Consider the following 21,384-nt stretch of genomic DNA (forward strand, 5'->3'; position numbering starts at 1 on the left):
GTTTCTTTTTGCCACAAGCTTGAATTTCTGCTGAACATCTAGTCGATAATGCTGAAAATGCGTAATTTTAGCTTTTTACACAAGATCAATATCTCATTTTTGCGCAAAAATAATCTTAGTACGTTCAGAACAACTCTTTGATTCCCGTCCTGTTTATAAACAATGTCGATGTTTTTAGTCGCGATTGCCCAGATAGGTCTGGTTGTTTTTTGACCTTCCATTCATTAAAGTTCTTTCCATTGCGTGTACAGGAACCAAAGAGAAACAACTATGACTTTCAGTGGCAAATTGCTTTCACCGGCGTTGAATGGACTCACACTACTAAAACAAATTGCACTCAGTTCAGTATTTGGTGTTGCTGTGATGGCGTATGGTATACATCCGGTTCAGGCATCTGTGACCACAAAACCGACTAATCACCTGAAATCCACACTTAAATACGTGGAGCTAGAAGCGGAAGCGGGTGATAAGAATATGCAGCTTTTTCTGGGCCGGGCATATCTGGAAGGGAATAGCGGCATTGAGGCCGATCCACTGAAAGGGCTTTACTGGCTGGAAAAAGCCGCGGTAGATATGCCTGAAGTGAAAACGATGATCGGCGATCTGTTCAAAAAAGGCCAGTTGCTGCCGCAGAATAATGAGCTGGCAATCAACTGGTACAGCAAGGCGGCCAATGAAGGTGATATCCCTGCCATGGTCGAGCTGGGCAATTATTATGCTTCCGGCGCTGCAGGCGAGGTGAACTGCGGTAAAGCTATTCACTGGTTTACTCAGGCGTCGAATGGCGGCTCACTGGATTCAAAGCGTAATCTGGTCTGGTTATACGCAACCTGCTCAGATGAAAAAGCACGCGACGGCCACTTAGCGCTGAAGCTGGCTAAACAGTTAGTCAAAAAATCAGAGGCAGATGCGGGTGATTATGACAATCTCGCTGCCGCTTATGCAGCCTGCGGTCAATTTAATCAGGCTGTCAGAGCGCAGGAAATCGCCCTTGATAAATTGGAGCAGGACGCAGAAGCGCAACGCATTGCGAAGTTTACTCAGCGCTTAAGGCTATATCAGCAAAACCAGACGATTTACAGCGCTTCATTGTAATACCCATTTCGCATAACAACACCTGAACGGTTATTTCTTCTCCTGTTATGCATTAAAGCCTTCACAGTGTTGTGAAGGCTTTCTTTTGTCCCATTTCGAATACAGATTTTTACCTCAACTGGCAGTATTTTGCCGATAATTAATACATAGCTGTGTTTTTTGTAATGGGCGCTGTTGTGATACCTCCCGAACGTGATATATCCGATATTGTAAACGGTGACATTCTTGATTTCTCATCTGGAAACAACCGGTTGAATGCTGCAGGTGGCGACGCGGGTATTCGTAAACTGGCCGATGCATTTTGTCAGTGTATGGAAACGCAACCCGAACTGGCTGTAATTCGCGCCAAGTATCCGGACGATCTCACTGATTTTCGTGAAACGCTGGCGACTTTTCTGCTGACTTGGATACGGGGTGAAGTGCCGCTGTACACTAAATCGAATGGTCGGCGTTACCTGAATACCAATCAGCGGCGGGTTCGCCTGAACAGCGCCGAGAAAGCAGCATGGCTTCGCTGTATGCAACAGGCACTGGATACTCAGCCCCTGAGTGAAGTGTTTAAGCGGTATGTTATGGTGCAGTTAACCTTGTCGGCTGAAATGACGCGAAAGGCCTCTGAATAGCAAAGGGCTGGCTGTCGATTTCTTTTACACCCTCTCTTTGTTCACCTTATTTTTGTAAATAAAAACAAAGCATTATAAGGTGGCTTGCTGCTTGCATAGCCTAGTTACTCATGTTGTAGATTGGAGAGCAAGGCATGAAGTTATTGAATGGGTTAACATTGACGGCATTGTGCTGTTTTGGCACTTCAGTCAATGCTGCTGAAATCAATTTAGCGGCACCGGGTGTGGATCAGGCAGTATTGACGATGGGCAACCAAGGTGACAGCTATGTGGCTGTTTATCAGCAAACCGGGGCCGGGTCGGGTAATCTGGGATCATTTCTTCGTGTTCAGGAAAGCGGAAACGGTAACGGGAATGGGAACAGCAATGGGGATGGAAACGGTATCCAGGAAGGTTTTAATACCAGCACCACTGATCCTTATATGATGGATCAGCACCCGTCGGGTAATTTTACCCGTGATGTCACCTTCTCTGAATTGCAGTCACTGGATGGTTTCTATGCCTTTATTCTCGATGCTAATGAAACCGGTAATAATAATGAAATCGTGCTCACTAACCTGATGCTGTTCTCAACAAGTGTTGCCAGCCAGAATGTGGATGATATTGCGAACTTGCAGAATAGTACTTTGCTCTGGAGTCTGGACTGGGATGACAATGGTGCTTTTCAGGATAACTCTGTGCGTTTGGATACCAGCAAGAATAACAACGGCCCAGGTAGCGGTGCGACGGATTTAGTGTTCTTAATCAATGAGAATTACTTTGCCAATATTCCCGCCGGTCAGAACAATTTCGTTCTCTACTCCAGCTTCTCTGAGTTTGATTCAGGCTTTGAAGAGTGGGCACATGACCAGGTGGCATTTGATCCGGATGGTGGTGATCCGCCAACGCCCGTATCAGAGCCGGGTAGCTTGGCATTACTTGGCCTTGGCTTATTAGGGCTATTAAGAAGCCAACGCAGACGACGCATTACGCAATCATGAACGATGTCATAAAACCATAAGCCGGAAAGGGAGTGTTCACTCCCTTTTTTCATGATTCTGATCCTTTCAGATAATCTTGCGGGGACTTCAGTAAGTCCTCCAGCGCCTGAATAGCAGCATCTACCCACTCCTGTAAGTTTCCTGCTTGTGACAAACCGGCACTGAGCTCAGAGCGCTGAATCTCGATATACATACGCTTCTACCTCCATGTTAAGTGTAGATCTGTTACGCCAGCGCCGGACGGCCAAACCGGTCGCCCAAAACCGGCTGCCCCAAAACCGGCCGCCAAAGACGGACAGGCACTCAAGTCGTCTTAGTGCTTGATTGATTCCATTAGGGAATGAATTGATATCTCAGCTTTCGCTGTTAACGGGTTCTGAGTGATGCTAATTTTTCCGGCCTATGGGTACAGGTCCCCATCGTTTTCAGGAAGAAGTATGGACATCTCTTTAGACATTCTCGCTATTTTATTCTTTGTGGCCGGTCTGGCTGCTTTTATTGATGCTATTGCGGGTGGCGGCGGGTTGCTGACCGTGCCTGCGTTATTGGCAGCCGGCGTGCCGCCAACACAGGCTCTGGCAACCAATAAACTGCAAAGCTCCTTTGGCAGTTTTTCGGCTACCTATTATTTTGTGCGTAACGGCCTGGTCGATCTCCGGCAAATGGTGCTGGCAATAATCTGTACTTTTGTCGGTTCAGCCGTGGGTGCGGAATTGGTGCAAGTGATTGATGCAGGGTTGCTGACGACTATGATTCCTGCTTTGCTGATTGTTATTTCTCTGTATTTTCTGTTTGCGCCCCAGGCCAGTGTACATGGCGGTAAAGCTAAGATTTCTGACGGTCTTTTTGCCTTTACTGTCGGCACCAGCATTGGTTTTTATGATGGTTTTTTCGGGCCGGGAACCGGCTCATTGTTTACCATTTGCTTTGTCACTTTAGCCGGTCTGGGCATAGTGGAAGCGACAGCCCGTACCAAAGTGCTGAATTTCACTTCCAACATTGCCGCACTGATGTTCTTTATCATGGCAGGGCTGCCGGTATGGGAGATTGGCCTGGTGATGGCGGTAGGTGGATTCATCGGTGCCAGGATCGGTGCCAAAATTGTGGTCAGTAACGGACGAAAGTTAATTCGTCCTATGGTGGTGATCATGTCTATGCTGATGGCAGTAAAGCTGCTGTGGGAACAAAATCCGCAATGGTTTCAATAAGGTGCTTAACACGTTCTGAGCGGTAGCTGTGTTGTCGGTAGCAAAGATAAATGGGCCGGGCAAAGCCATCAAGAAACGCAAAATGCTGGCAATGCTGTTCTTTGATTGCCAGTGTTTTCACCACAGAAAGCGGCACCAGTGCAGGGGCTGCTCCGCCCAATGCCAGTTTGGCGGCTGCGGTGTAAGAGTCCATTTCCATCAAAGGGCGGATCCCCGCCTGCTGCAATAATCCCGCCTGATAGGCATTGGCAGGATTGCTGAGATCATTGGTCAGCAGGCACTCTGGTGCCTCATCCAGCGGCTGATTGAACACCACAGTAAAAGGCTCATCGAATAGATGCCTGGCCTGAAGTCCGTGATGGGCGGGCAGGTGACCGGCACAAAACCCGACGGTTGCATCACCGGCCTGTACTCTCTCTACAATAACGGGAGTGTGGTGGGTATTGAGCACTATATGAGGGTCGTCTTTCAGAAAGCTTCCCATTAAGGCGGCAAGATAACCAGCGACCAGGGTTTCAGAACAGGCCAGAATAACCGGGCTATGATCCCGGATGGCCTGTTGATCGAAGATCTGGCCTTTCAATTCATTGAAACCGGGGCCGACCTGCGCCACTAATGCCTGCGCATCCGGGGTTAACTTGATATTCCGGCCATCAGGCACAATCAGCTTTTTGCCTAACCGTTGTTCAAGCCTGGCGATACGTTTACTGACAGCACTCTGGCTGATGTATAAACGGCTGCCGGCACGGCTCATAGTGCCTTCTTTTGCAAGTACCAGTAATGTTTCCACACCTTCAAGCAGCACAATAGCTCCTGGTGCATTATTGATGAATAGTTGGAATCGATGATAGCAAAGCCAGCGGGGGGAGGCGATGGTCGAGCGGGAAAATAACAGATAAACCGCCAGTAAACTGTCCGGCGGTTTATCAGAAAGGAAGCTTAGTGGTGGCCTGAGGTATCGTCGGGATGCGTCTGCGTAATACTGCCCACTTCAAGCATAGGTGCCACATCCAGATGTTCGGCATTCATCATGGAAGAAATGCGCTGTACCGACGATAGCAGCAGCGACTGTTCCCACTCGTCTAACTGCTGAAAACGGGAAACAAAACTTTCCTGCAAAGGCAGCGGGGCTTTATCCAGATTAGCCAAGCCTTCCGCGGTGAGATGCGCATGTACTTTTCGTTTATCCAGCTTGCTTCTTTCCCTGATGACAAGGCCACGTTTTTCCAATCGGTCAAGAATCGTTGTTGCTGTTGCCTGACTCATATTGGTGTTGCTGGAAAGCTGGCGAATAGTCACTTCACCTGAATCGCGTATGGCTTTCATGAGTACCAATTGCGGTCCGGTCAGACCGGTTGATTTGTTCAGTTGTCTTGAATGCAGGTCGATCGCTCGGATTATTTGTCGCAGGGCGATGAGGACTTCTTCATGTTTGTCCATGTTGCTCTCCCACCTTGTTGCCGCACGGAACATCAGGCGATGGATTGTTGCGTGATAGAAACGGCAAAAGCACTTATTGATTCAGGTTGTCTGAGTAGTTAGCTGACGTGATGGTTTATCTTTTTCAGCCAGACCTTCAGTAAAGCCAAAATTCTAGCACGCCAATTAATAAGCCAGCTATCAAAAATGCTGTAAAAACCATGATTTGCTCGATTTATCGGCTTCTGACATCAGGAAGCAGCGACGAACAACTCAGGTAATTCCTGATAAACAGATTAGCTGTCGATTCCTGCTGATAATTTCTATTGTAGATTAATGGAATAGTTATCGGACCCACACCGAAATCTCGATAAGGAGCGGTGGACTATTCTGAGGCACACTAATGAAAATGGCTAAACCTTAACCACTGCGTATCGTATTTTTTTGTTTGTACGGATTTTGGTCACTGTTTTTCAAATTGTTTCTACTTGTTACTTGTTATTGTTGTTTTCGTGAATAATAATAATTCTCAATATAAGCCTCATTATTTTTAATTTCACCAAGGACGATACGCCCAAGATGAAGAAGACTTTTACCCTTTCTCTGCTGGCTGCTTCTGTCGTGGCCTCCGCTTCAGCGCATGCTGCTGTTTCTAAGCAAGATGTGGTCAGCCACTACGCAGATATTGCTTTTAATGTTTTCAGTGATGCCCGGACAACGGCACAAAATCTGGACAAAGCCATTGATGCTTTGATTGCTGCTCCTTCTGAAAAGACGCTGGCTGAAGCCAGAGAGGCCTGGAAGCTGGCTCGTATCCCTTATCAGCAATCGGAAGTGTTTCGTTTTGGTAACACAGTTGTAGACGACTGGGAAGGTCAGTTGAATGCCTGGCCTTTGGATGAAGGTCTGATCGATTATGTTGCTCAGGGTTACCACTATGAGCTTGGTAATGACGGTGCCACCGCTAATATCATTGCAAATGAAACGATTCAGGTGGGTAATGCAACGATCAATGCGGTGCAAATTACTCCTGAGTTACTGGCGGATATGAATGAAGTCGGTGGTTCAGAAGCTAACGTCGCCACCGGTTATCATGCTATTGAGTTTTTGCTGTGGGGCCAGGATTTGAATGGTACCTCTGCTGGTGCCGGTGAGCGTGCCTATACCGATTTTGCAAATGGTGAAGCTTGTACTAACGGCCATTGTGATCGCCGCCGTGCTTACCTGAAAGCGACATCTGAGCTGCTGCTGACAGATCTGGACTGGATGGTTAAGCAATGGTCTGTCACCGAGAAAGGCAATTACCGCAGCGAGTTGCTGGCGGATTCAGCGGATAACGGCTTGCGGAAAATGCTGTTCGGGATGGGATCACTGTCGCTGGGTGAACTGGCCGGTGAGCGTATGAAAGTGGCGCTGGAAGCCAACTCGACCGAAGATGAGCATGACTGTTTCTCAGACAACACCCATAACTCACACTTCTACAATGAGCAGGGTATTTATAACGTTTATACCGGTACTTACAAGCGTGTTGATGGCAGCACAGTGACAGGGCCGAGTATCCACGATCTGGTGGCTGAGAAAGATCAGCAAGCAGCCAAAGCGATTCATACTGAGTTCGACAATGCTCGCTCGCAGGTTTATAGCCTGGTTGAGTCTGCAGAGAAGAATAATCAGCATTTTGATCAGTTGATTGCGGCGGGTAATAAAGCGGGTAACAAGCTGGTTAATGACGCCATCATGTCGCTGGTGAAACAAACGGCGGAAATCGAGCGCGCGGCCAGTATTCTGGGTGTCACAAACCTGAATCCGGATACCGCTGACCATCAGTTTTAAACTGTGATGGCATGAATCAATAAAAACAAAAACAAGGGCTCATCTGAGCCCTTTTGCCGTCATAACGGGTTATTTGAAGCCTTTAGAATGTGAGCGTGTACAAGCATGAAGTTCAAGCCTTTTGCAGCCAGAATAGCTGTATGTTTTCTGCCGTTAGCGATCGCTTTTCCTGCCGTGGCCCAGCAAAGCAGTGAAACCGCGGCTACGGCTGATCTTTCTTTACTGAAATCCGGTGGGGCGACCAGTGTCACTAAAACCGGTGCCAATGCTTTCTCCATGCCTGCGGCGAACCTGCCTTTGGTTCACCGTCTGGATTTTAGTGTCGGCAACAGTTTTTTCCGTAACCCTTGGGTACAGGCCCCCGCGACCACAGATGCCCGCGACGGGCTGGGGCCCTTGTTCAACACCAATGGCTGCCAGAATTGCCACATCAAAGATGGCCGGGGGCATCCGCCGGAAGAAGGGGATACCAATGCTGTGTCTATGCTGGTGCGGTTAAGCATCCCGGCCCTGACACCGGAACAAAAGAAAGCCCTGATTCTGGATGGTGTGATTCCAGATCCTGTCTATGGCGGTCAACTGCAGGATTTTGCACTGCCTGACGCCAAGCCCGAAGGCCAGATCACAGTGACGTACAGTGAGGTGCCGGTTACTTTTTCGGATGGCGACATCGTCACATTGCGTAAACCCACACTGACGATTCTTGATCTGAACTACGGCGACCTGCATCCGGACATCATGATGTCGGCGCGTATCGCACCGCCCATGATTGGCCTGGGGTTGCTGGAGCAGATCCCCGAGCAGACCCTGGAATCCCTCGCGGCAGCACAACTACTGGAAAATAAAGGGATTTCCGGCAGGCTGAACCGGGTATGGGATGTGGAAAAACAGCAAACCGTAGCCGGGCGATTTGGCTGGAAAGCGGGCCAGCCGACACTGATGCAGCAAAACGCCGGCGCGTTTAACGGCGATCTTGGCCTGACAAGTCGTTTGTTTCCGGTTGAAAACTGCACCAGCGGTCAGGACGTATGTCAAACACTGCCCAATGGCGGCTCCCCCGAAGTCAGCGATAAGATCATGAATTTTGTTGAATTCTATTCCCGTCATCTGGCTGTGCCTGTGCGCCGCAATCTGGATGATCCGCAAGTAAAACGCGGTGAGCGCTTATTTGCTGAAGCAGGGTGCGGATCTTGCCACCAGAGCAAGCTACAGACAGCCAAAGTTGACAGTTTACCGGCTTTGTCGGAGCAGACCATCCACCCTTATACCGATTTGCTGTTGCATGACATGGGAGAAGGCCTGGCGGATGGCCGTGGTGAGTTTCTGGCCAACGGCCGGGAATGGCGAACCGCACCGCTGTGGGGGATTGGCTATACCGAAGAAGTGAATGGTCATACGTATTTCCTGCATGACGGCCGGGCCCGCAACCTGATGGAAGCTGTGCTCTGGCATGGCGGTGAAGCGCAGGCCAGCCGCGATCAGGTGCTCCAGCTGGGTAGACAGGATCGGGAAGCGTTAATCGCTTTCCTGCAATCACTGTAAGGACATGAAATGAGAAGAACGATAGTTGCACTGAGCCTTATCTCTGCACTGGCCGGACTGACCGCTTGCAACGATAACCAAGAAACCAGCAGTGCGGTAATTCATCAGCAACATATTAAAGCGGCAGACGCCTTTTCCGACGCTGCCCGCGTGTTGGGAAGCGCTGTCGGTGAAGTGTGTCAGGCACAAACAGAAAAAACGCTGGCGGCCAGTCGATCAGCCTGGCAGGTATTGATGCAAGACTGGATGGTATTTCAAGGCCGGGAGAAAGGCAGTGAACAAGCACTGGCTTTAGCCTGGCAGATCCAGTTCTGGCCGGACAAGAAAGACATTACGGGTCGAAAAATGGAGCAGCTGTTGGCGCAGGACACAAAATGGACAGCCGAATTGCTGGCTGAACAAAGCGTGGCCGTACAGGGGCTGGGGGCGATGGAGTGGTTGATGTATGCCAACCCTGACAAGTTAAGCCAGCCTAACGGCTGTGCGCTGGCAACGGCAGTCAGCCAGCGCCTGATAGACAGTGGGGAAGCACTGGCTGAGGCCTGGAAAGCCAATCCCTGGCAGGCAATGACACCGCAGCTGGCACTGGGCGAATACGTTGGCGCCCTGACCAATCAGCTGGACTTTGCCCTGAAGAAGCTGACATTACCTATGGGCAAGCCGGGTCATCCGCGTCCTTATCAGGCGGAGTCCTGGCGCTCTCAAACATCCATGAACAATCTGAAAGCCAATGTACAGGCAATGCAGTCGCTGTACCTGGCGGATGGGAAAGGGCTGGATGCTTTATTGCGGGCGCAGGGAGAAGCTGCACTGGCTGATCGTATTGCCGGGCAGTTTAACAGCCTGATCGCTGGCTGGCCGCAAAGTGCCAGTATGGGCGAGTTACTGAAAACACGCGATGGGTATCGCGAACTCATCAGCATTTTTAACGGCATGGAGTACCTTCGTTTCGCACTCCATGATGAGGTATCGCCTGCTTTGGGCATTGTCGTAGGATTTAATGCAACCGATGGTGACTGATTTAACAAGGCGGGCACTGCTGAAAAAGGCGCTGGGCACCGCTATTTTGCTTCCGGCTGCCGGGATGCTGTCTGCCTGTGCTTCAGCGGAGCTCGCCAAGGAGCAACTTACCATGGGACAGTCAACCGGCACAGCAACCGGGGATCGCATCATCGGCTGCAGCAGAACCGCTGACGGCCGTTATGCGGTTGTTGTGGCAGACTCGCACGGTCGGCCCATACATCAGATAGCTCTGCCTGAGCGCGGACACGGTGTGGCGATTCAGCCTGGCGGAGCACTGGCGGTGGCGTTTGCTCGTCGTCCGGGTGCTTATATGCAGGCTTTTTACCCGGCAACGGGAGAGAAACAGCCGCTTCGCCGTGCGGATCAGAACCGCCACTACTATGGTCATGGCGCATTTTCCGCTGACGGCCGTTACCTGTACGCAACCGAAGGGATGAGCACAACCAGTGAAGGCGTGATTGGCGTTTATGATACGACAGCCGGACTGCAAAAAGTGGCTGAATACACAGGGTTTGGTATTGGGCCTCATGAAGTGGTGCTGGCCGATCCGGAAACTTTGGCGGTTGGTGTCGGGGGCGTACATACCCTCGGCCGGGAACCGCTGAACCTGGAGACCATGCAACCTGCATTAGTGTATCTCGATATTCAGAGCGGGAAAGTTGTCGAGAAAGCCGTGCTGTCAGATAAACGGCTGAGTATCCGGCACCTTGCCGTGACAGATACCGGAGACATCGCCTGCGGTCAGCAATATCGGGGGCTGCCAGAGCAGGCCGCGCCGCTTGTTCATCTGCATACACGTGGCGGCGCGCTTCGCCCGCTGCTGGCGGATGAAGAGGACTGGATGCGGTTTAATCACTATATTGCCAGTATTGCCAGCCTGGACGGTTATCTGCTGGCAACCTCACCACGAGGCAACTGCTATGGCATCTGGCGTGAAGAGACTGGCGAGCTGGTGGATCTACAGCCTTTGACGGATGCGTCAGGGGTGGCAGTCAGCCAGGGGCAGTGGCTGGTTGGCTCAGGGGCGGGAAAAATTCTGACCCGCACGCCGCTACGTCCGGGCCGGATCGCTCAATCTGCAGTGATGTGGGACAACCACTGGAAATTGCTGTTCAGTTGAAACTTTGAAACAACGGGCTTTCGAATATCTCACTACCTTTATAACTATAAACAGGGAAAGCATCGAGTTATCGTTTGATTTCAAGCGATAATCGCTTCGCTTTGCCATAATGATAGTGATGGTAGCGGAGAGCGCACATGACTAGGCTAGGTCGTATCGGGCTTCTTCTGGTAGTCAGCAGTGTTTCATATACTCTGCATGCACAGGATGCGTCAAACACAGATCCTGAGTCAGAGATCAGTGTAAACATTGACGCGCCTGTTGCACCAGAAGCTGAAACAAGTGCCATGGCTGAACCGGCTCCTGCGGCCGAGGCGGCGGCCATTGCGCCAACCCCGGAGCAGATTCAGGCTCAGAAACACGCGGACGAATTAGCGCTTATCCGGCAAAAGTCACTGGCCTGGGTCGATGAAGTGTCTGCTCAGTTACCGGGATTGCGATATAAACAGCAACTTGCTCAGCTGTATCACGGGTTAGGTTATGTGCCTCTCTGGCAAGACAGCTTCACTGTGACTGATTTTGAGCAGCAGTTATGGGTGCTGACACTCGCGGAAACCAGCCCGGATTTTAACTATCGTCTGAAGCAGCTCAAACGGCTGAAGCAAAGTCAGGATTGGCGTCAGTATGATCTGCTCGCGACAGACACCTTACTGGCATACCTCAGTTTCATTGAAAATGTCATTGATAACCGCACGCAGTGGCTGTTTAGCGAGGAAGTGCCCACGCGCATGCCTGCGCCTTCGGATGAAAGTCTGGCTGAGCTGATGGCAGTGCTGGAACGAGATCAGCTCAATGTTTTCGTGGCGTCGCTCAAACCTACCGGACGCCACTACAACCAGTTTCTGCAGGCCATCAACCGAATGGAAACCATTGCGGAGAAGCCCTGGCCAGTGTTCAGTCAGCCCGGCATTATCCGCCTGGGCGCCTGGCTGAGAGAGCCGGATATCTTAATCACCATGCTGGAACGTTTGGGTGACTTAACTGACTACCAGGCAGAGCAGCTCAGAACCGCGGGCAAGAAACACTACAATATCGATCTGGCAGAAGCGGTGAAGCACTTCCAGCAACGGCATGGATTAAAAGTGGACGGTGCAATTGGCCCGCAAACCCGTGCCTGGCTAGCGGTGACGCCTCAGGAGCGTATTCGCCTGCTGGCATTAAATGCCCAGCGCAGCCGGGTGTGGACGTCAGATTTTCCGTCCAGGCTGGTTGTGAATATTCCCGATTTTGCGCTGAATCTGTGGCTGGATAACCGCATGGTGTTTGATGCCAGAGTCATAGTCGGGCAACCCAAACGGCCAACGCCTGTCATGATCTCGAACCTGTCCGCTGTGGTGTTTAATCCGTACTGGAATGTCCCTAACTCTATCATGAGAAAAGACATTCTGCCTAAAGCCCGGTACGACAGCGGCTACTTGTACCGCCATCATTACGACGTACTCCGCGGTTGGAACAGTAATGAAAAAATTCCCATCAGCTCTATCAACTGGCGCTATGTGACGGCGAAGAACTTCCCGTACCGGTTACGGCAAAAACCAGGTGCGCATAATGCACTGGGACGTTTTAAGTTCACTATCCCGAATAATCAGGCTATTTATCTTCACGATACGCCGTCAAAAAGTCTGTTCAATAAAGATTTCAGAGCGTTCAGCTCCGGCTGTATCCGTGTTCAGGGCGCGGATGAGATGGCGAAAGTCTTGTTAAGCTATGCAGGTGTATCAGAGCAGCGCTTTGATCAGTTGGCCGGGCGAAGCTCGACCAGAACCGTCGGCGTGAAACAGAAAATTCAAGTGTTCCTGATTTATCAGACTGCGTGGATTGACGAACAGGGGCTGGTGAACTATCGCAATGATGTGTACCAATACGATGAGCAGGATAAAAATTCACCAGACTCTGAAAAATTTGCATCAATTTACAAAAATTAAATTCCTTATACGTCAATAGTTAGTCAATTTAATGGCTTTTTTGATGTCTGTTTTTTGACATTCGTGCGTTGACTCATCGAAAACACACGGCTATCGTGCAGTCGTTTACAGGCTTTTGCGCTTGTTTTTTGTGTTTTACAGTTGAGTTTTTCAGGATGTCAGAAGTAGATAATAAGCGTCGTCAGCTCCTGATCGCGAGCGGGCTGACATTAGGCGCCTTTATGTTGCCAAAAATGGCGATTGCGAGTCCATATACCGCGAAAAGTGCCCGAGAGCTGTACCTATGTAACATTCATACCAAAGAAGAATTGGAAACACGTTACTTTGATGGGAAGTTCTATCTGGACAAAGAGTTAAAGCGCATGAACCATATTTGCCGTGACTTCCGTCAGAATGAAGTTGCGCCAATGGACCGACGCCTGTTCGATGCGATTTCCCAGATCCGTGAAGAATTGAGCCATAAAGGTCAGGTTCGTATCATATCTGGCTACCGTTCGCCCAAAACCAATCAAATGCTGCGCGGCTCCACCAAAGGAGTGGCAAAGAAAAGCTACCATATGACAGGTCAAGCCATTGATTTTAATCTGGAAGGTATTTCTTTGTCTCGTGTCCGCAGTGCAGCACTGGATCTGAAATTGGGTGGTGTTGGTTATTATCCTCGCAGCGGGTTTGTGCATATTGATACAGGTCCTGTGCGTCGCTGGTAAGCACAGTACGCAGAAGAGCAGGGGTGTGGTATGCTGGCGCGGTTTTGCAACAGTTAGGACAAGTGTATGAGTCTGCAGTTTGAAATCGTGCCAGTGACCCCGTTTCAGCAGAATTGCTCAATTCTGTGGTGTGATAAAACACTGGAAGGTGTGGTTGTCGATCCCGGCGGGGATATTGAGCGTATCACGGCCCGTATTACGTCATTAGGCATCAGGGTGGTGAAAATCGTTCTGACGCATGGTCACCTGGATCATGTCGGCGGCACAGCACCTTTATCGTCCCAGCTTGAGGTGCCTGTATGGGGACCGCACCAAGACGATGCGTTCTGGCTGGATTCGCTGCAACAGCAGTGCCAGATGTTTGGCTTTCCTCCCGTGACCTCGTTTCAGCCTGATCGCTGGCTCGATGAGGGAGACTGTATCCACTTTGGTGAGCAGAGTCTGGCTGTGTATCATACACCGGGCCATACGCCGGGACATGTTGTTCTGCACAGTGAAGAAGCCGGACTGGCGGCTGTGGGCGATGTGCTGTTTAACGGCAGTATCGGCCGAACCGATTTTCCGCGTGGTGACCATGGCACATTGATTGCGTCGATCAAAACCAAGCTATGGCCACTGGGTAATGACACGCGTTTTATTCCCGGCCACGGTCCAATGTCGACTTTTGGTGAAGAGCGTGCCAGTAACCCGCACGTGGCTGATGCTATGCCGCTCTGGTAATTGATTGTTACCTGGACTGAGCCAGAAAACGACGAGCCAGACCGATAAAGTCATCGGCTGGCCTGTCGAGCAGATCTTCTGAAATAAAAAAATCATACCCCATCAGTTCTCTGTTGTAGCGCATGCGATTTGCCAGCATAGCCAACAACCCCTTGTTTATTTTACCGTTTTCCCCCACATAGTGTTTGTCATCAAATAACATATCTTCTATTTCATGAGGCGGGTTGTCTGCACGCTTGTACGCCATGATCATCAAACCGCGCTGTTCCATTAATATCTGGCTGGCAATACGGGGGCAGATGCTGTCCAGGAACTCATCGTAATGTTTGAGTCTGATGCCAATCCAGGGCAAGGGCTTGTGCCAGCCCTGAGTGCTGACAGACGCGCGTCCTATATCCGCGACATTTTGCCACCGGGTCAGCCAGCCGCCGTGCGGACTGTGGTACTGAAGGTGCATGAAAGTGAGGGTGAAAGTAATCGGTGACTGTCGGTTGAGTTTCACCCCTATGAGTAACAAGGTCATCATGGCGAGCAATAACAGCGCGACGGCCACGCCGTTAATGTCGGGAAAGGTAAAGACGGTCAGCCCGAGCACGAGTATAGCCAGCAGGCTCAGCCAGATCAGATAAGCACCGGGATTGGGATGCGGCGACTGAATATATACGCTATTCAAATTAACTCCAGAGAGAGCATGAAGATGTCATCTTTATAAAGTATGGCAAATTGTCCAGAGATATTACTCACAGGTTGTGGTTAGCGATATGGGTGTCAAATCACTGACGACTGTTTATGCAATGCGTAAGGGCTAGTTTGCATGAAAGTCGGTATTTATTCCATTAATTGCATGAACTTGAAAAAGATAAAAATGAGATCTTGTCGCTTAAAATACGCAAAATATGGCTTTTATTGTGCTTAAAATAGCCGTTTGCTGGCATTCCTCTGACATCCTTGATATAACTCGCGCTACTTTTTTTCCCGCTGGGCATCCAAACTGGCGACTGAAAGTAGTACAACGGAGTAGGAAGTTAATGAGAATCTCTCACAAACGTAAAGTACAGCTTAAACTGCAAAAACGCATCAAAGCGGCCACGGCAGTGACTCAAAAACCTGTCACCAAAGCAGCGGTGAAGCAGGCAGCCCCGGTAGCGGCAGCAAAGCCTCAGGTTGATGTGAAAAAAACAGAAGCACCAGCGGGTAAAGTCGCGGTTACTGTATCGCTGACACCTAAGCAGCAGCAGGTGCTGGGCATAGTGGCAAACAATGCAGAAGGTATTAACCCGAAAAGTATCGGCCTAGAAGCCGGCCAGGAAGACAGCAAAGCCGCTTCCTGGGCAACGGGGGCACTGAAAAAACTGGTTGAAGAAGGGCTTGTTGAGCGAATTCAGCTTGCTGGCAATAAAGTCGTATATAAAGCGCTATAATTGTCCTTCCCCGTTCCTGAATTATCAGGAGCGGGTTACCTTTCTTGCCTTTTTCAATCATTTATCTCCTTTTTTCCTCGTAATCAGCATTTCTTACAGCCGACCATTCATGGCTGATTTTATTGCGCAATTTCGTTTCGGTCTGACGAACTAGTCTTATTCTGCTATACCTATTTAAGAGGATCGGATTATTCACGGATGTAGGCACTCACAGATGAGGTAATATGACAATGATCAGTGCTCGAGAGTTTTCCGAATGGTTACGTAACCGTTTTGCTGAGGATGAACAGGGTGTGTGTTTAACCCGGGAGGACATTAATCAGCTGACTGGCCGGCAAAGTTTCTCGCTGGGATTTGTGCATGATATTCATTACGAGTTAATGCAGTTTGATATGGCATTCGTAACAGATACATCACGGGAAAATTTTTATCTGGTCCATATTTCCAAGAAGTCGTGGCGAGACCAGCTGGAACGACAATATGAGCGTGAGCTGTTTTGTAATGTGTTACCGCTGGATAAATCCGGTTGATGTGAAGCAGGCAGACAGTGCACCGAAAGCACAGTGAATAACAAATACAGCAAAATGCACCAGAGCATTAAACAGAAAGCCAAAAGACAGTCAAAAGAAGGGGGCGCCCTGTGAGCGCCCCCTTCTGTGCAGGTTACTGAGCCTGAAAGTTACAGGACAGCGGCAATGCCATTGCACAGAGGCTGCATGTTATCTTTGGTCATACCCGCCACGCTGATACGGCCAGAGCCTACGATATAAATAGCAAATTCTTCTTTCAGGCGTGTCACCTGATCTTTATTCAAGCCAGAGAATGAGAACATGCCGTTCTGGCGCTCAATAAAGCTGAAGTCGGCGTCTACACCCAAATCTTTCAGTGTCTGAACAAACAGGGTACGCATTTCCTGAATGCGGTCACGCATGTCTGCGACTTCCTGTTCCCACTCTGCACGCAATTCGGCATTGTTCAGAATTTCAGTCACAATCGCTGCGCCGTGAGCCGGTGGGTTAGAGTAGATCACACGGGCAATGCTTTTAACCTGGCTGAATGACGTGCTGGCCACTTCAGCGGTTTTAGCCACCAGAGTGAAGGCGCCCACACGCTCGTTGTACAGGCCAAAGTTCTTGGAGAAAGAGCTGGCGATCAGCAGTTCACTGTTGTGTTCAGTAAAAATACGCAAACCGGTTGCATCTTCTTCAACGCCTTTGGCAAAGCCCTGATAAGCAAAGTCGAACATTGGCAGCAGGTTTTTCTCTGCACAGAATTTTGCTAAAGCCAGCCATTGATCGGCATCCGGGTCGATACCGGTAGGGTTATGGCAGCAACCGTGCAGCAATACCACATCACCTGCTTTAGCATTTGCCAGAGAACTCAGCAAAGCATCGAAATCCATGCTCTTGGTTTCGGCATTGTAGTAAGCATATTGTTCTGTCTGCAGGCCAGCAGCGCCAAAGACACCAAAATGGTTTGCCCAGGTTGGGTTGCTGATCCAAACGGTCACATCGCCCAGCTGGCGTTTAATGAATTCTGCCGCTACGCGCAGTGCACCCGTACCACCCGGCGCTTGAGCCGTTTGAGCACGTTTGTCAGTAATAATGGCGGCACCTTTGCCAAACAGCAGTTCCTGAACAGCCAGACCGTATTCTGCTGTACCGGGAATACTCAGATAAGATTTGGTGGTTTCTTTTTCCAGCAGGATAGCTTCAGCTTTTTTCACTGTCGCCAGAACCGGGGTATTACCCGATTCATCTTTGTAGATGCCAACGCCAAGATTAATTTTCTCAGCGCGAGTGTCATTTTTGAATTCTTCAGTCAATCCCAGGATAGGGTCAGCTGGTGCGGCAACGATTTTTTCAAACATTCGTGAATCATCCATGCTAGTCAGTGATACGGTCGACGTGCCTGGAAAGACCATAATTTTTCAATGGCCATGTGACTCTGATCGAAATTCTGCAGTCCTTCAAGGATCTGGCAGACAGAAATCCGGTCTGGCTTTTGACATTCCGGTGCGATCAGGCTCCCAAGCAAACATCCATTGTAAAAGAAAATGAAACACAAACATCATCTATTGGAAATTTTCACGTGAGCTTGATCACATTGCGAATTTGCAATTTTTCATATACCCATCCTGAAATGCCGGATCACGCTGAATGCAATCGGCGATGGCGTTGATGCTCTTTGATAAATTCCATGAATGCTCGATCAGCCATCGATAAGTAGCCATTTTTTCGCCAGGCGATAGCCAGATTGAGCTGTACCGGTTGTTCGAAAGGCACGGCTGCTAAACCGGGCTCGTGGCGGGTGACCATTTCCAGTAAGGCTGATATGGCAAACTCCTGTCTGATAATACTCAGGATCATGGGCAACAGGTTTGTTTCAAACGCGATGTGCTGTTTGAGCTGATGTGCCTGACAGACATGGTCGATGTAGTCGCGATGAAAGTACCCTTGCTTGAACATAACCAGCTCCTGGCTGAAAAACTGTTCGAACGACACCGAGGACTGCCGGGCAAATTCGTGGTTCGGGCTGACGACAGCCACCATTTCTGACGTGAGTAACGGCTCGGCTTCAAGGCTGTCGGGGAGATCAGCACTTCGGATCACACCTAAATCCAGCTCTCCGTTAAGCAGCATCAAGCGGATCGACTGGGTACCGGCTTCGACCAGCGTCAGTTTGAGATTGGGGTAGCGAGATTTAAACCCCATCAGGATATCGGGAAAAAAATACGACCCCAGCATACTGGGTACACCCAGCCGGACTTCGCCTTTTTGCAATCCCTTCAATTCCGCCATGGCGATCTTTGCATCACCCACCTGCTGCAAAATCAGGCGGGCATGCTGAATCAGTACTTCACCTTCGTGAGTCAGCACTATCTGGCGATCGCTGCGGTGAAACAACGGCATCTCTAGCTGTTGCTCGAATTTCTTTATTGCGATGCTTAAAGCCGGCTGGGCTATGTGCAGTTTTTCCGCGGCTTTCGTGAAACTGCCGGCCTCTGCAATGGCAATGAAATAAGTGAGCTGGCGAATGTCCATTGGTTACTCTTGCTATTAATAAAAGATATGGATCCGATATTTTTAATATATTTTCACTATCAGAGGGAAATTGCTACTGTTTCAGCAACTCTTCATCGTCTGGTGCCTGTCTGTGATAGAAATCCATAGTTCTGCCTATCGTCGGGCCAGTTTTGCTCTGGCTCTTGGTTCATTTCTGGTGTTTTGTAATTTGTATCTCTTCCAGCCATTGTTGCCTGTAATGACGGAGGCTTTTTCCGTGAGTGCCACCAAAGTTAACTGGTTGTTGGCAGCAGGTACACTGGCTCTGGCGCTAACTCTGGTGCCATGGGCTGTCAGCTCCGAAATGATTGGACGGCGTAAGGTGATGTTGCTGAGTCTGTTCTTGCTGCCTGTGGTGGGCGTACTGATGCTATTGGCTGAGAGCTTGCTGATGCTGAGTCTTGCCCGGGCACTGATGGGCGCCTCGCTGGCAGGGTTTGCAGCGGTTGCAGTGGCCTATATGGCTGAAGAGTTTTCACCTAAAGCCCTGTCGCTGGCGGTAGGCGGATACATCAGCGCTAACTCACTGGGCGGCATTGCCGGGCGATTATTCGGCGGCTTTGCGTCAGACGCCTGGGGCTGGCAGGGGGCTGTGCTGGGTATGGCACTTTTTAGTTTGGTTGGCGCTTTGGTGGTCGCCAGATTATTGCCGCAGCAGCAACATTTTACCCCTCAGCGCGGGCAGCTCAGGCATCACACAAAACATGTGATCCGGCATTTACAGCAACCGGTATTGTGGATCCCTATGCTGATTGGCGGTATCAATTTTGCCTTGTTTGTGAACCTGTATTCTGTGATGGGCTTCAGGCTGGTCTCACCGCCTTATTCCTTGCCGGTCAGCTGGGCGTCTTTGATATTTCTGTGTTATCTGAGCGGGACGCTTACCGCAAAACTCAGTGGCAGCTGGAGCATCAGGTATAAACCGGTGAGTGGCATGATACTGGGTACGACAATCAGTGCGCTGGGGATGTGGGTTGCCGCGCTGGACTCTGTGTCGGCCATGCTGAGCGGTTTGTTGTTAATCAGTTCCGGTGCGTTTTTTACCCATTCTCTGGCGTATGCCTGGGTGAGCCAGAAAGCGAAGACAGGAAAAGCCACGGCCACGGCCCTTTACCTGGTGCACTATTATGTCGGCGGCAGCCTGGGCGGGTTTTACCTGATCACCTGCTGGCAACACTGGAACTGGCACGGCGTGCTGGTGGGCGGCAGTGTGCTGTATTTGGCTCTGTATGCCTTGTGCTGGCGCCTGGGAAGAAAGCAGGCCACCGAGCCAGTGGCATCGGTGGCTGTTTAACATATACCCTGGTCAGACTGGGTTAAACCTCGCTGCTGGCTTCACTGACCAGGGGTTCTAATGGCTTGCGTCTGTCGCGGTACTGATAGCCATACGGGTGGAACCGGTAGCAGTCGCGACCGGCATCTTTGCACTCGTACAATGCGCGGTCGGCACGGTCTATCATGGTCATCAGGCTGTCGCCTGAGGTAAAAGTCGCAATGCCGATGCAGGCTGTGATTGACACATGTGTTTCTTCTATATCAGTCGGCAGTTGCAGTGAGCGGATATCGGCTAACATCCGGTCTGCAATTTTTTGCGCTGTTAAGGTATCGCAGCAGGGCAGGCAAAGAATGAACTCTTCGCCGCCATAACGTCCGAACAGATCGGTTTTCCGCGATGCCAGTTGCAGATGATCGGCAAAACCGCGCAGTACTTTGTCACCAACGCCATGGCCCCAGGTATCATTGATGCGTTTGAAACGATCGATATCAAACAGCAGCAGAGAAAAAGGCTGGCGTTTGGCCTGACAGTTTTCCATGGCTTTCTGGGCTTGTTGCAGTAACATTCTGCGATTGTATATCCCGGTTAACGGATCCAGGGTTGCCTGGCGGTACAAACGCATCAACATGTAAAGCTTGGATAACTGTGACCAGATGACGACAATAGCCAGCACGTTCTGCAGCCAGTAATTGGCCAGTGTTTCCGGCATCAGCACCGTGCCTGTCTGTAAATCGACTGCGATTTCTGTGACAGCGGTGAATGCCAGCAGGCACAGGCTTTCCTTCAGTGTAATCGGCAGGATAGTTAAAATGGCGACATGCAAAATAGGCAACAGCGTATAGCCGTATTCAAAACCGCTGTATACTTCGGGAAAACCCAATACCCAGATGCAATAGGTGTAGAAGAGGTTCAGTCCCAGAACCATGAGTGCCATGCACCATTGCGACTGACGCAAGGTGGTGTGAGTCTCGTTGACTTTGGCAATACCCATTAAAAATAACGCGAGAAGTAAACGGGCACTGGCAATTCGGGTATCTTCTCCTGTATTGAGGTAAAAAAAGTCAAAAGGTATCCATGCTATGATCAGTACTGCCCATACAATGCAGAGCAGAGAAATTCGGCTGCGCAGATATCCGCTTCGCGTATTCTGGAAGCTCTGGGTGTGTGCTTTAGCACTCCATAGATCCGGAATATAGAGCTTGAGCGCATGGCACAACAGCCTATGGTAGTGGTTATAAGTCGATATCATCTTTGCTTCCAGCTCATCTGACATCTGTTTTGTGAGAAAAAACAGACGGTAAACGCCCTTTATTTTTATAATCGAACAATTATTCTACAAGACGGTCGCCAAAACCGTGATCTTGATTCATATAATACATGTGAAACCAGGTTAATTGTCGGGAAATTTGAGCGATGGATGTTTTTAG

Annotated in this window: 21 protein-coding genes; 14 read left to right on the plus strand and 7 right to left on the minus strand. The window is 50.0% G+C overall.

The window, feature by feature from the left end:
• Window positions 1–270: 270 nt before the first annotated feature.
• From KCG43_RS03010 to KCG43_RS03020, 3 genes are all read left to right on the plus strand, one after another.
• A complete protein-coding gene (locus KCG43_RS03010) occupies window positions 271–1,095 on the plus strand; it encodes a tetratricopeptide repeat protein (RefSeq protein WP_218383187.1) in 825 nt (274 codons plus the stop codon).
• 251 nt (window positions 1,096–1,346) lie between these two features.
• Window positions 1,347–1,718, plus strand: a complete 372-nt coding sequence (locus KCG43_RS03015; RefSeq protein ID WP_218383189.1) for a globin — start codon at window positions 1,347–1,349, stop codon at window positions 1,716–1,718.
• Between the two features lie 134 nt (window positions 1,719–1,852).
• Complete coding sequence (locus tag KCG43_RS03020; protein WP_218383192.1) at window positions 1,853–2,698, plus strand: PEP-CTERM sorting domain-containing protein; 846 nt, start codon at window positions 1,853–1,855, stop codon at window positions 2,696–2,698.
• Window positions 2,699–2,747: 49 nt separating this feature from the next.
• On the opposite strand, the gene KCG43_RS03025 is transcribed toward KCG43_RS03020, so the two are convergent.
• Window positions 2,748–2,891 (minus strand): hypothetical protein, encoded by a 144-nt coding sequence (locus tag KCG43_RS03025; protein ID WP_192017504.1) that lies wholly within the window; start codon window positions 2,889–2,891, stop codon window positions 2,748–2,750.
• A 244-nt stretch (window positions 2,892–3,135) separates the two neighbouring features.
• On the opposite strand from KCG43_RS03025, the gene KCG43_RS03030 reads away from it, so the two are divergent.
• Window positions 3,136–3,906, plus strand: coding sequence for a TSUP family transporter (locus KCG43_RS03030; RefSeq protein ID WP_192017503.1), 771 nt, complete (start codon window positions 3,136–3,138; stop codon window positions 3,904–3,906).
• On the opposite strand, the gene KCG43_RS03035 is transcribed toward KCG43_RS03030, so the two are convergent.
• Both KCG43_RS03035 and KCG43_RS03040 read right to left on the minus strand, forming a co-directional pair.
• The gene (locus KCG43_RS03035; protein WP_192017502.1) at window positions 3,851–4,711 is read right to left on the minus strand and encodes a LysR family transcriptional regulator; all 861 of its coding nucleotides are present in this window, start codon (window positions 4,709–4,711) and stop codon (window positions 3,851–3,853) included. The genes KCG43_RS03030 and KCG43_RS03035 overlap by 56 nt on opposite strands.
• Before the next feature lie 134 nt (window positions 4,712–4,845).
• Window positions 4,846–5,346 (minus strand): MarR family winged helix-turn-helix transcriptional regulator, encoded by a 501-nt coding sequence (locus KCG43_RS03040; protein WP_192017501.1) that lies wholly within the window; start codon window positions 5,344–5,346, stop codon window positions 4,846–4,848.
• Window positions 5,347–5,904: 558 nt separating this feature from the next.
• On the opposite strand from KCG43_RS03040, the gene KCG43_RS03045 reads away from it, so the two are divergent.
• The 7 genes from KCG43_RS03045 to KCG43_RS03075 all read left to right on the plus strand — a co-directional run bounded on the left by KCG43_RS03045 (window position 5,905) and on the right by KCG43_RS03075 (window position 14,195).
• Entirely contained in the window at window positions 5,905–7,158 is a 1,254-nt protein-coding gene (locus KCG43_RS03045; RefSeq protein ID WP_218383194.1) for an imelysin family protein, read from the plus strand.
• A gap of 105 nt (window positions 7,159–7,263) precedes the next feature.
• Window positions 7,264–8,700, plus strand: a complete 1,437-nt coding sequence (locus KCG43_RS03050; RefSeq protein WP_218383196.1) for a di-heme oxidoredictase family protein — start codon at window positions 7,264–7,266, stop codon at window positions 8,698–8,700.
• Between the two features lie 9 nt (window positions 8,701–8,709).
• The gene (locus tag KCG43_RS03055) at window positions 8,710–9,720 is read left to right on the plus strand and encodes an imelysin family protein (RefSeq protein WP_218383198.1); all 1,011 of its coding nucleotides are present in this window, start codon (window positions 8,710–8,712) and stop codon (window positions 9,718–9,720) included.
• Window positions 9,701–10,843: a DUF1513 domain-containing protein gene (locus KCG43_RS03060; protein ID WP_218383199.1), complete on the plus strand. Its 1,143-nt coding sequence runs from the start codon at window positions 9,701–9,703 to the stop codon at window positions 10,841–10,843. The genes KCG43_RS03055 and KCG43_RS03060 overlap by 20 nt, the downstream gene beginning before the upstream one ends.
• Window positions 10,844–10,980: 137 nt before the next feature.
• Window positions 10,981–12,768 carry a murein L,D-transpeptidase gene (locus KCG43_RS03065; protein WP_218383201.1) on the plus strand — a complete coding sequence of 596 codons (1,788 nt, stop codon included), beginning with the start codon at window positions 10,981–10,983 and terminating at the stop codon, window positions 12,766–12,768.
• A 155-nt stretch (window positions 12,769–12,923) separates the two neighbouring features.
• On the plus strand, window positions 12,924–13,475 hold the full coding sequence (locus KCG43_RS03070; protein ID WP_027253274.1) for a YcbK family protein: 552 nt from the start codon (window positions 12,924–12,926) through the stop codon (window positions 13,473–13,475).
• 66 nt (window positions 13,476–13,541) lie between these two features.
• The gene (locus KCG43_RS03075) at window positions 13,542–14,195 is read left to right on the plus strand and encodes an MBL fold metallo-hydrolase (RefSeq protein ID WP_192017495.1); all 654 of its coding nucleotides are present in this window, start codon (window positions 13,542–13,544) and stop codon (window positions 14,193–14,195) included.
• 7 nt (window positions 14,196–14,202) lie between these two features.
• Here the strand turns inward: KCG43_RS03075 and KCG43_RS03080 are convergent, their stop codons facing one another.
• On the minus strand, window positions 14,203–14,868 hold the full coding sequence (locus KCG43_RS03080) for a DUF2982 domain-containing protein (RefSeq protein ID WP_255557831.1): 666 nt from the start codon (window positions 14,866–14,868) through the stop codon (window positions 14,203–14,205).
• 355 nt (window positions 14,869–15,223) lie between these two features.
• On the opposite strand from KCG43_RS03080, the gene KCG43_RS03085 reads away from it, so the two are divergent.
• Both KCG43_RS03085 and KCG43_RS03090 read left to right on the plus strand, forming a co-directional pair.
• Complete coding sequence (locus KCG43_RS03085; protein ID WP_192017494.1) at window positions 15,224–15,616, plus strand: MarR family transcriptional regulator; 393 nt, start codon at window positions 15,224–15,226, stop codon at window positions 15,614–15,616.
• A gap of 224 nt (window positions 15,617–15,840) precedes the next feature.
• A complete protein-coding gene (locus KCG43_RS03090) occupies window positions 15,841–16,146 on the plus strand; it encodes a hypothetical protein (RefSeq protein ID WP_027253270.1) in 306 nt (101 codons plus the stop codon).
• 149 nt (window positions 16,147–16,295) lie between these two features.
• On the opposite strand, the gene KCG43_RS03095 is transcribed toward KCG43_RS03090, so the two are convergent.
• Both KCG43_RS03095 and KCG43_RS03100 read right to left on the minus strand, forming a co-directional pair.
• Entirely contained in the window at window positions 16,296–17,486 is a 1,191-nt protein-coding gene (locus KCG43_RS03095; protein WP_192017493.1) for an amino acid aminotransferase, read from the minus strand.
• A gap of 280 nt (window positions 17,487–17,766) precedes the next feature.
• Window positions 17,767–18,660: a LysR family transcriptional regulator gene (locus KCG43_RS03100; RefSeq protein ID WP_192017492.1), complete on the minus strand. Its 894-nt coding sequence runs from the start codon at window positions 18,658–18,660 to the stop codon at window positions 17,767–17,769.
• A gap of 112 nt (window positions 18,661–18,772) precedes the next feature.
• On the opposite strand from KCG43_RS03100, the gene KCG43_RS03105 reads away from it, so the two are divergent.
• Window positions 18,773–19,975, plus strand: coding sequence for an MFS transporter (locus KCG43_RS03105; RefSeq protein ID WP_192017491.1), 1,203 nt, complete (start codon window positions 18,773–18,775; stop codon window positions 19,973–19,975).
• A gap of 22 nt (window positions 19,976–19,997) precedes the next feature.
• Here KCG43_RS03105 and KCG43_RS03110 read toward each other — a convergent pair whose 3' ends face one another.
• A complete protein-coding gene (locus tag KCG43_RS03110; protein WP_192017490.1) occupies window positions 19,998–21,206 on the minus strand; it encodes a GGDEF domain-containing protein in 1,209 nt (402 codons plus the stop codon).
• Window positions 21,207–21,384: the final 178 nt, after the last annotated feature.

Origin of the sequence: Photobacterium sp. WH24 (assembly GCF_019204055.1) — a bacterium.
Classification (GTDB): domain Bacteria; phylum Pseudomonadota; class Gammaproteobacteria; order Enterobacterales; family Vibrionaceae; genus Photobacterium; species Photobacterium arenosum.

What these genes read in the sequence shown, in the direction of transcription:
- KCG43_RS03010 (WP_218383187.1), top strand. Translation starts at nt 271, where the DNA reads ATGACTTTCAGTGGCAAATTGCTTTCACCGGCGTTGAATGGACTCACA.
- KCG43_RS03020 (WP_218383192.1), top strand. Translation starts at nt 1,853, where the DNA reads ATGAAGTTATTGAATGGGTTAACATTGACGGCATTGTGCTGTTTTGGC.
- KCG43_RS03025 (WP_192017504.1), bottom strand. Translation starts at nt 2,891, where the DNA reads ATGTATATCGAGATTCAGCGCTCTGAGCTCAGTGCCGGTTTGTCACAA.
- KCG43_RS03030 (WP_192017503.1), top strand. Translation starts at nt 3,136, where the DNA reads ATGGACATCTCTTTAGACATTCTCGCTATTTTATTCTTTGTGGCCGGT.
- KCG43_RS03040 (WP_192017501.1), bottom strand. Translation starts at nt 5,346, where the DNA reads ATGGACAAACATGAAGAAGTCCTCATCGCCCTGCGACAAATAATCCGA.
- KCG43_RS03045 (WP_218383194.1), top strand. Translation starts at nt 5,905, where the DNA reads ATGAAGAAGACTTTTACCCTTTCTCTGCTGGCTGCTTCTGTCGTGGCC.
- KCG43_RS03050 (WP_218383196.1), top strand. Translation starts at nt 7,264, where the DNA reads ATGAAGTTCAAGCCTTTTGCAGCCAGAATAGCTGTATGTTTTCTGCCG.
- KCG43_RS03055 (WP_218383198.1), top strand. Translation starts at nt 8,710, where the DNA reads ATGAGAAGAACGATAGTTGCACTGAGCCTTATCTCTGCACTGGCCGGA.
- KCG43_RS03060 (WP_218383199.1), top strand. Translation starts at nt 9,701, where the DNA reads ATGCAACCGATGGTGACTGATTTAACAAGGCGGGCACTGCTGAAAAAG.
- KCG43_RS03065 (WP_218383201.1), top strand. Translation starts at nt 10,981, where the DNA reads ATGACTAGGCTAGGTCGTATCGGGCTTCTTCTGGTAGTCAGCAGTGTT.
- KCG43_RS03070 (WP_027253274.1), top strand. Translation starts at nt 12,924, where the DNA reads ATGTCAGAAGTAGATAATAAGCGTCGTCAGCTCCTGATCGCGAGCGGG.
- KCG43_RS03075 (WP_192017495.1), top strand. Translation starts at nt 13,542, where the DNA reads ATGAGTCTGCAGTTTGAAATCGTGCCAGTGACCCCGTTTCAGCAGAAT.
- KCG43_RS03085 (WP_192017494.1), top strand. Translation starts at nt 15,224, where the DNA reads ATGAGAATCTCTCACAAACGTAAAGTACAGCTTAAACTGCAAAAACGC.
- KCG43_RS03090 (WP_027253270.1), top strand. Translation starts at nt 15,841, where the DNA reads ATGACAATGATCAGTGCTCGAGAGTTTTCCGAATGGTTACGTAACCGT.
- KCG43_RS03095 (WP_192017493.1), bottom strand. Translation starts at nt 17,486, where the DNA reads ATGTTTGAAAAAATCGTTGCCGCACCAGCTGACCCTATCCTGGGATTG.
- KCG43_RS03100 (WP_192017492.1), bottom strand. Translation starts at nt 18,660, where the DNA reads ATGGACATTCGCCAGCTCACTTATTTCATTGCCATTGCAGAGGCCGGC.
- KCG43_RS03110 (WP_192017490.1), bottom strand. Translation starts at nt 21,206, where the DNA reads ATGATATCGACTTATAACCACTACCATAGGCTGTTGTGCCATGCGCTC.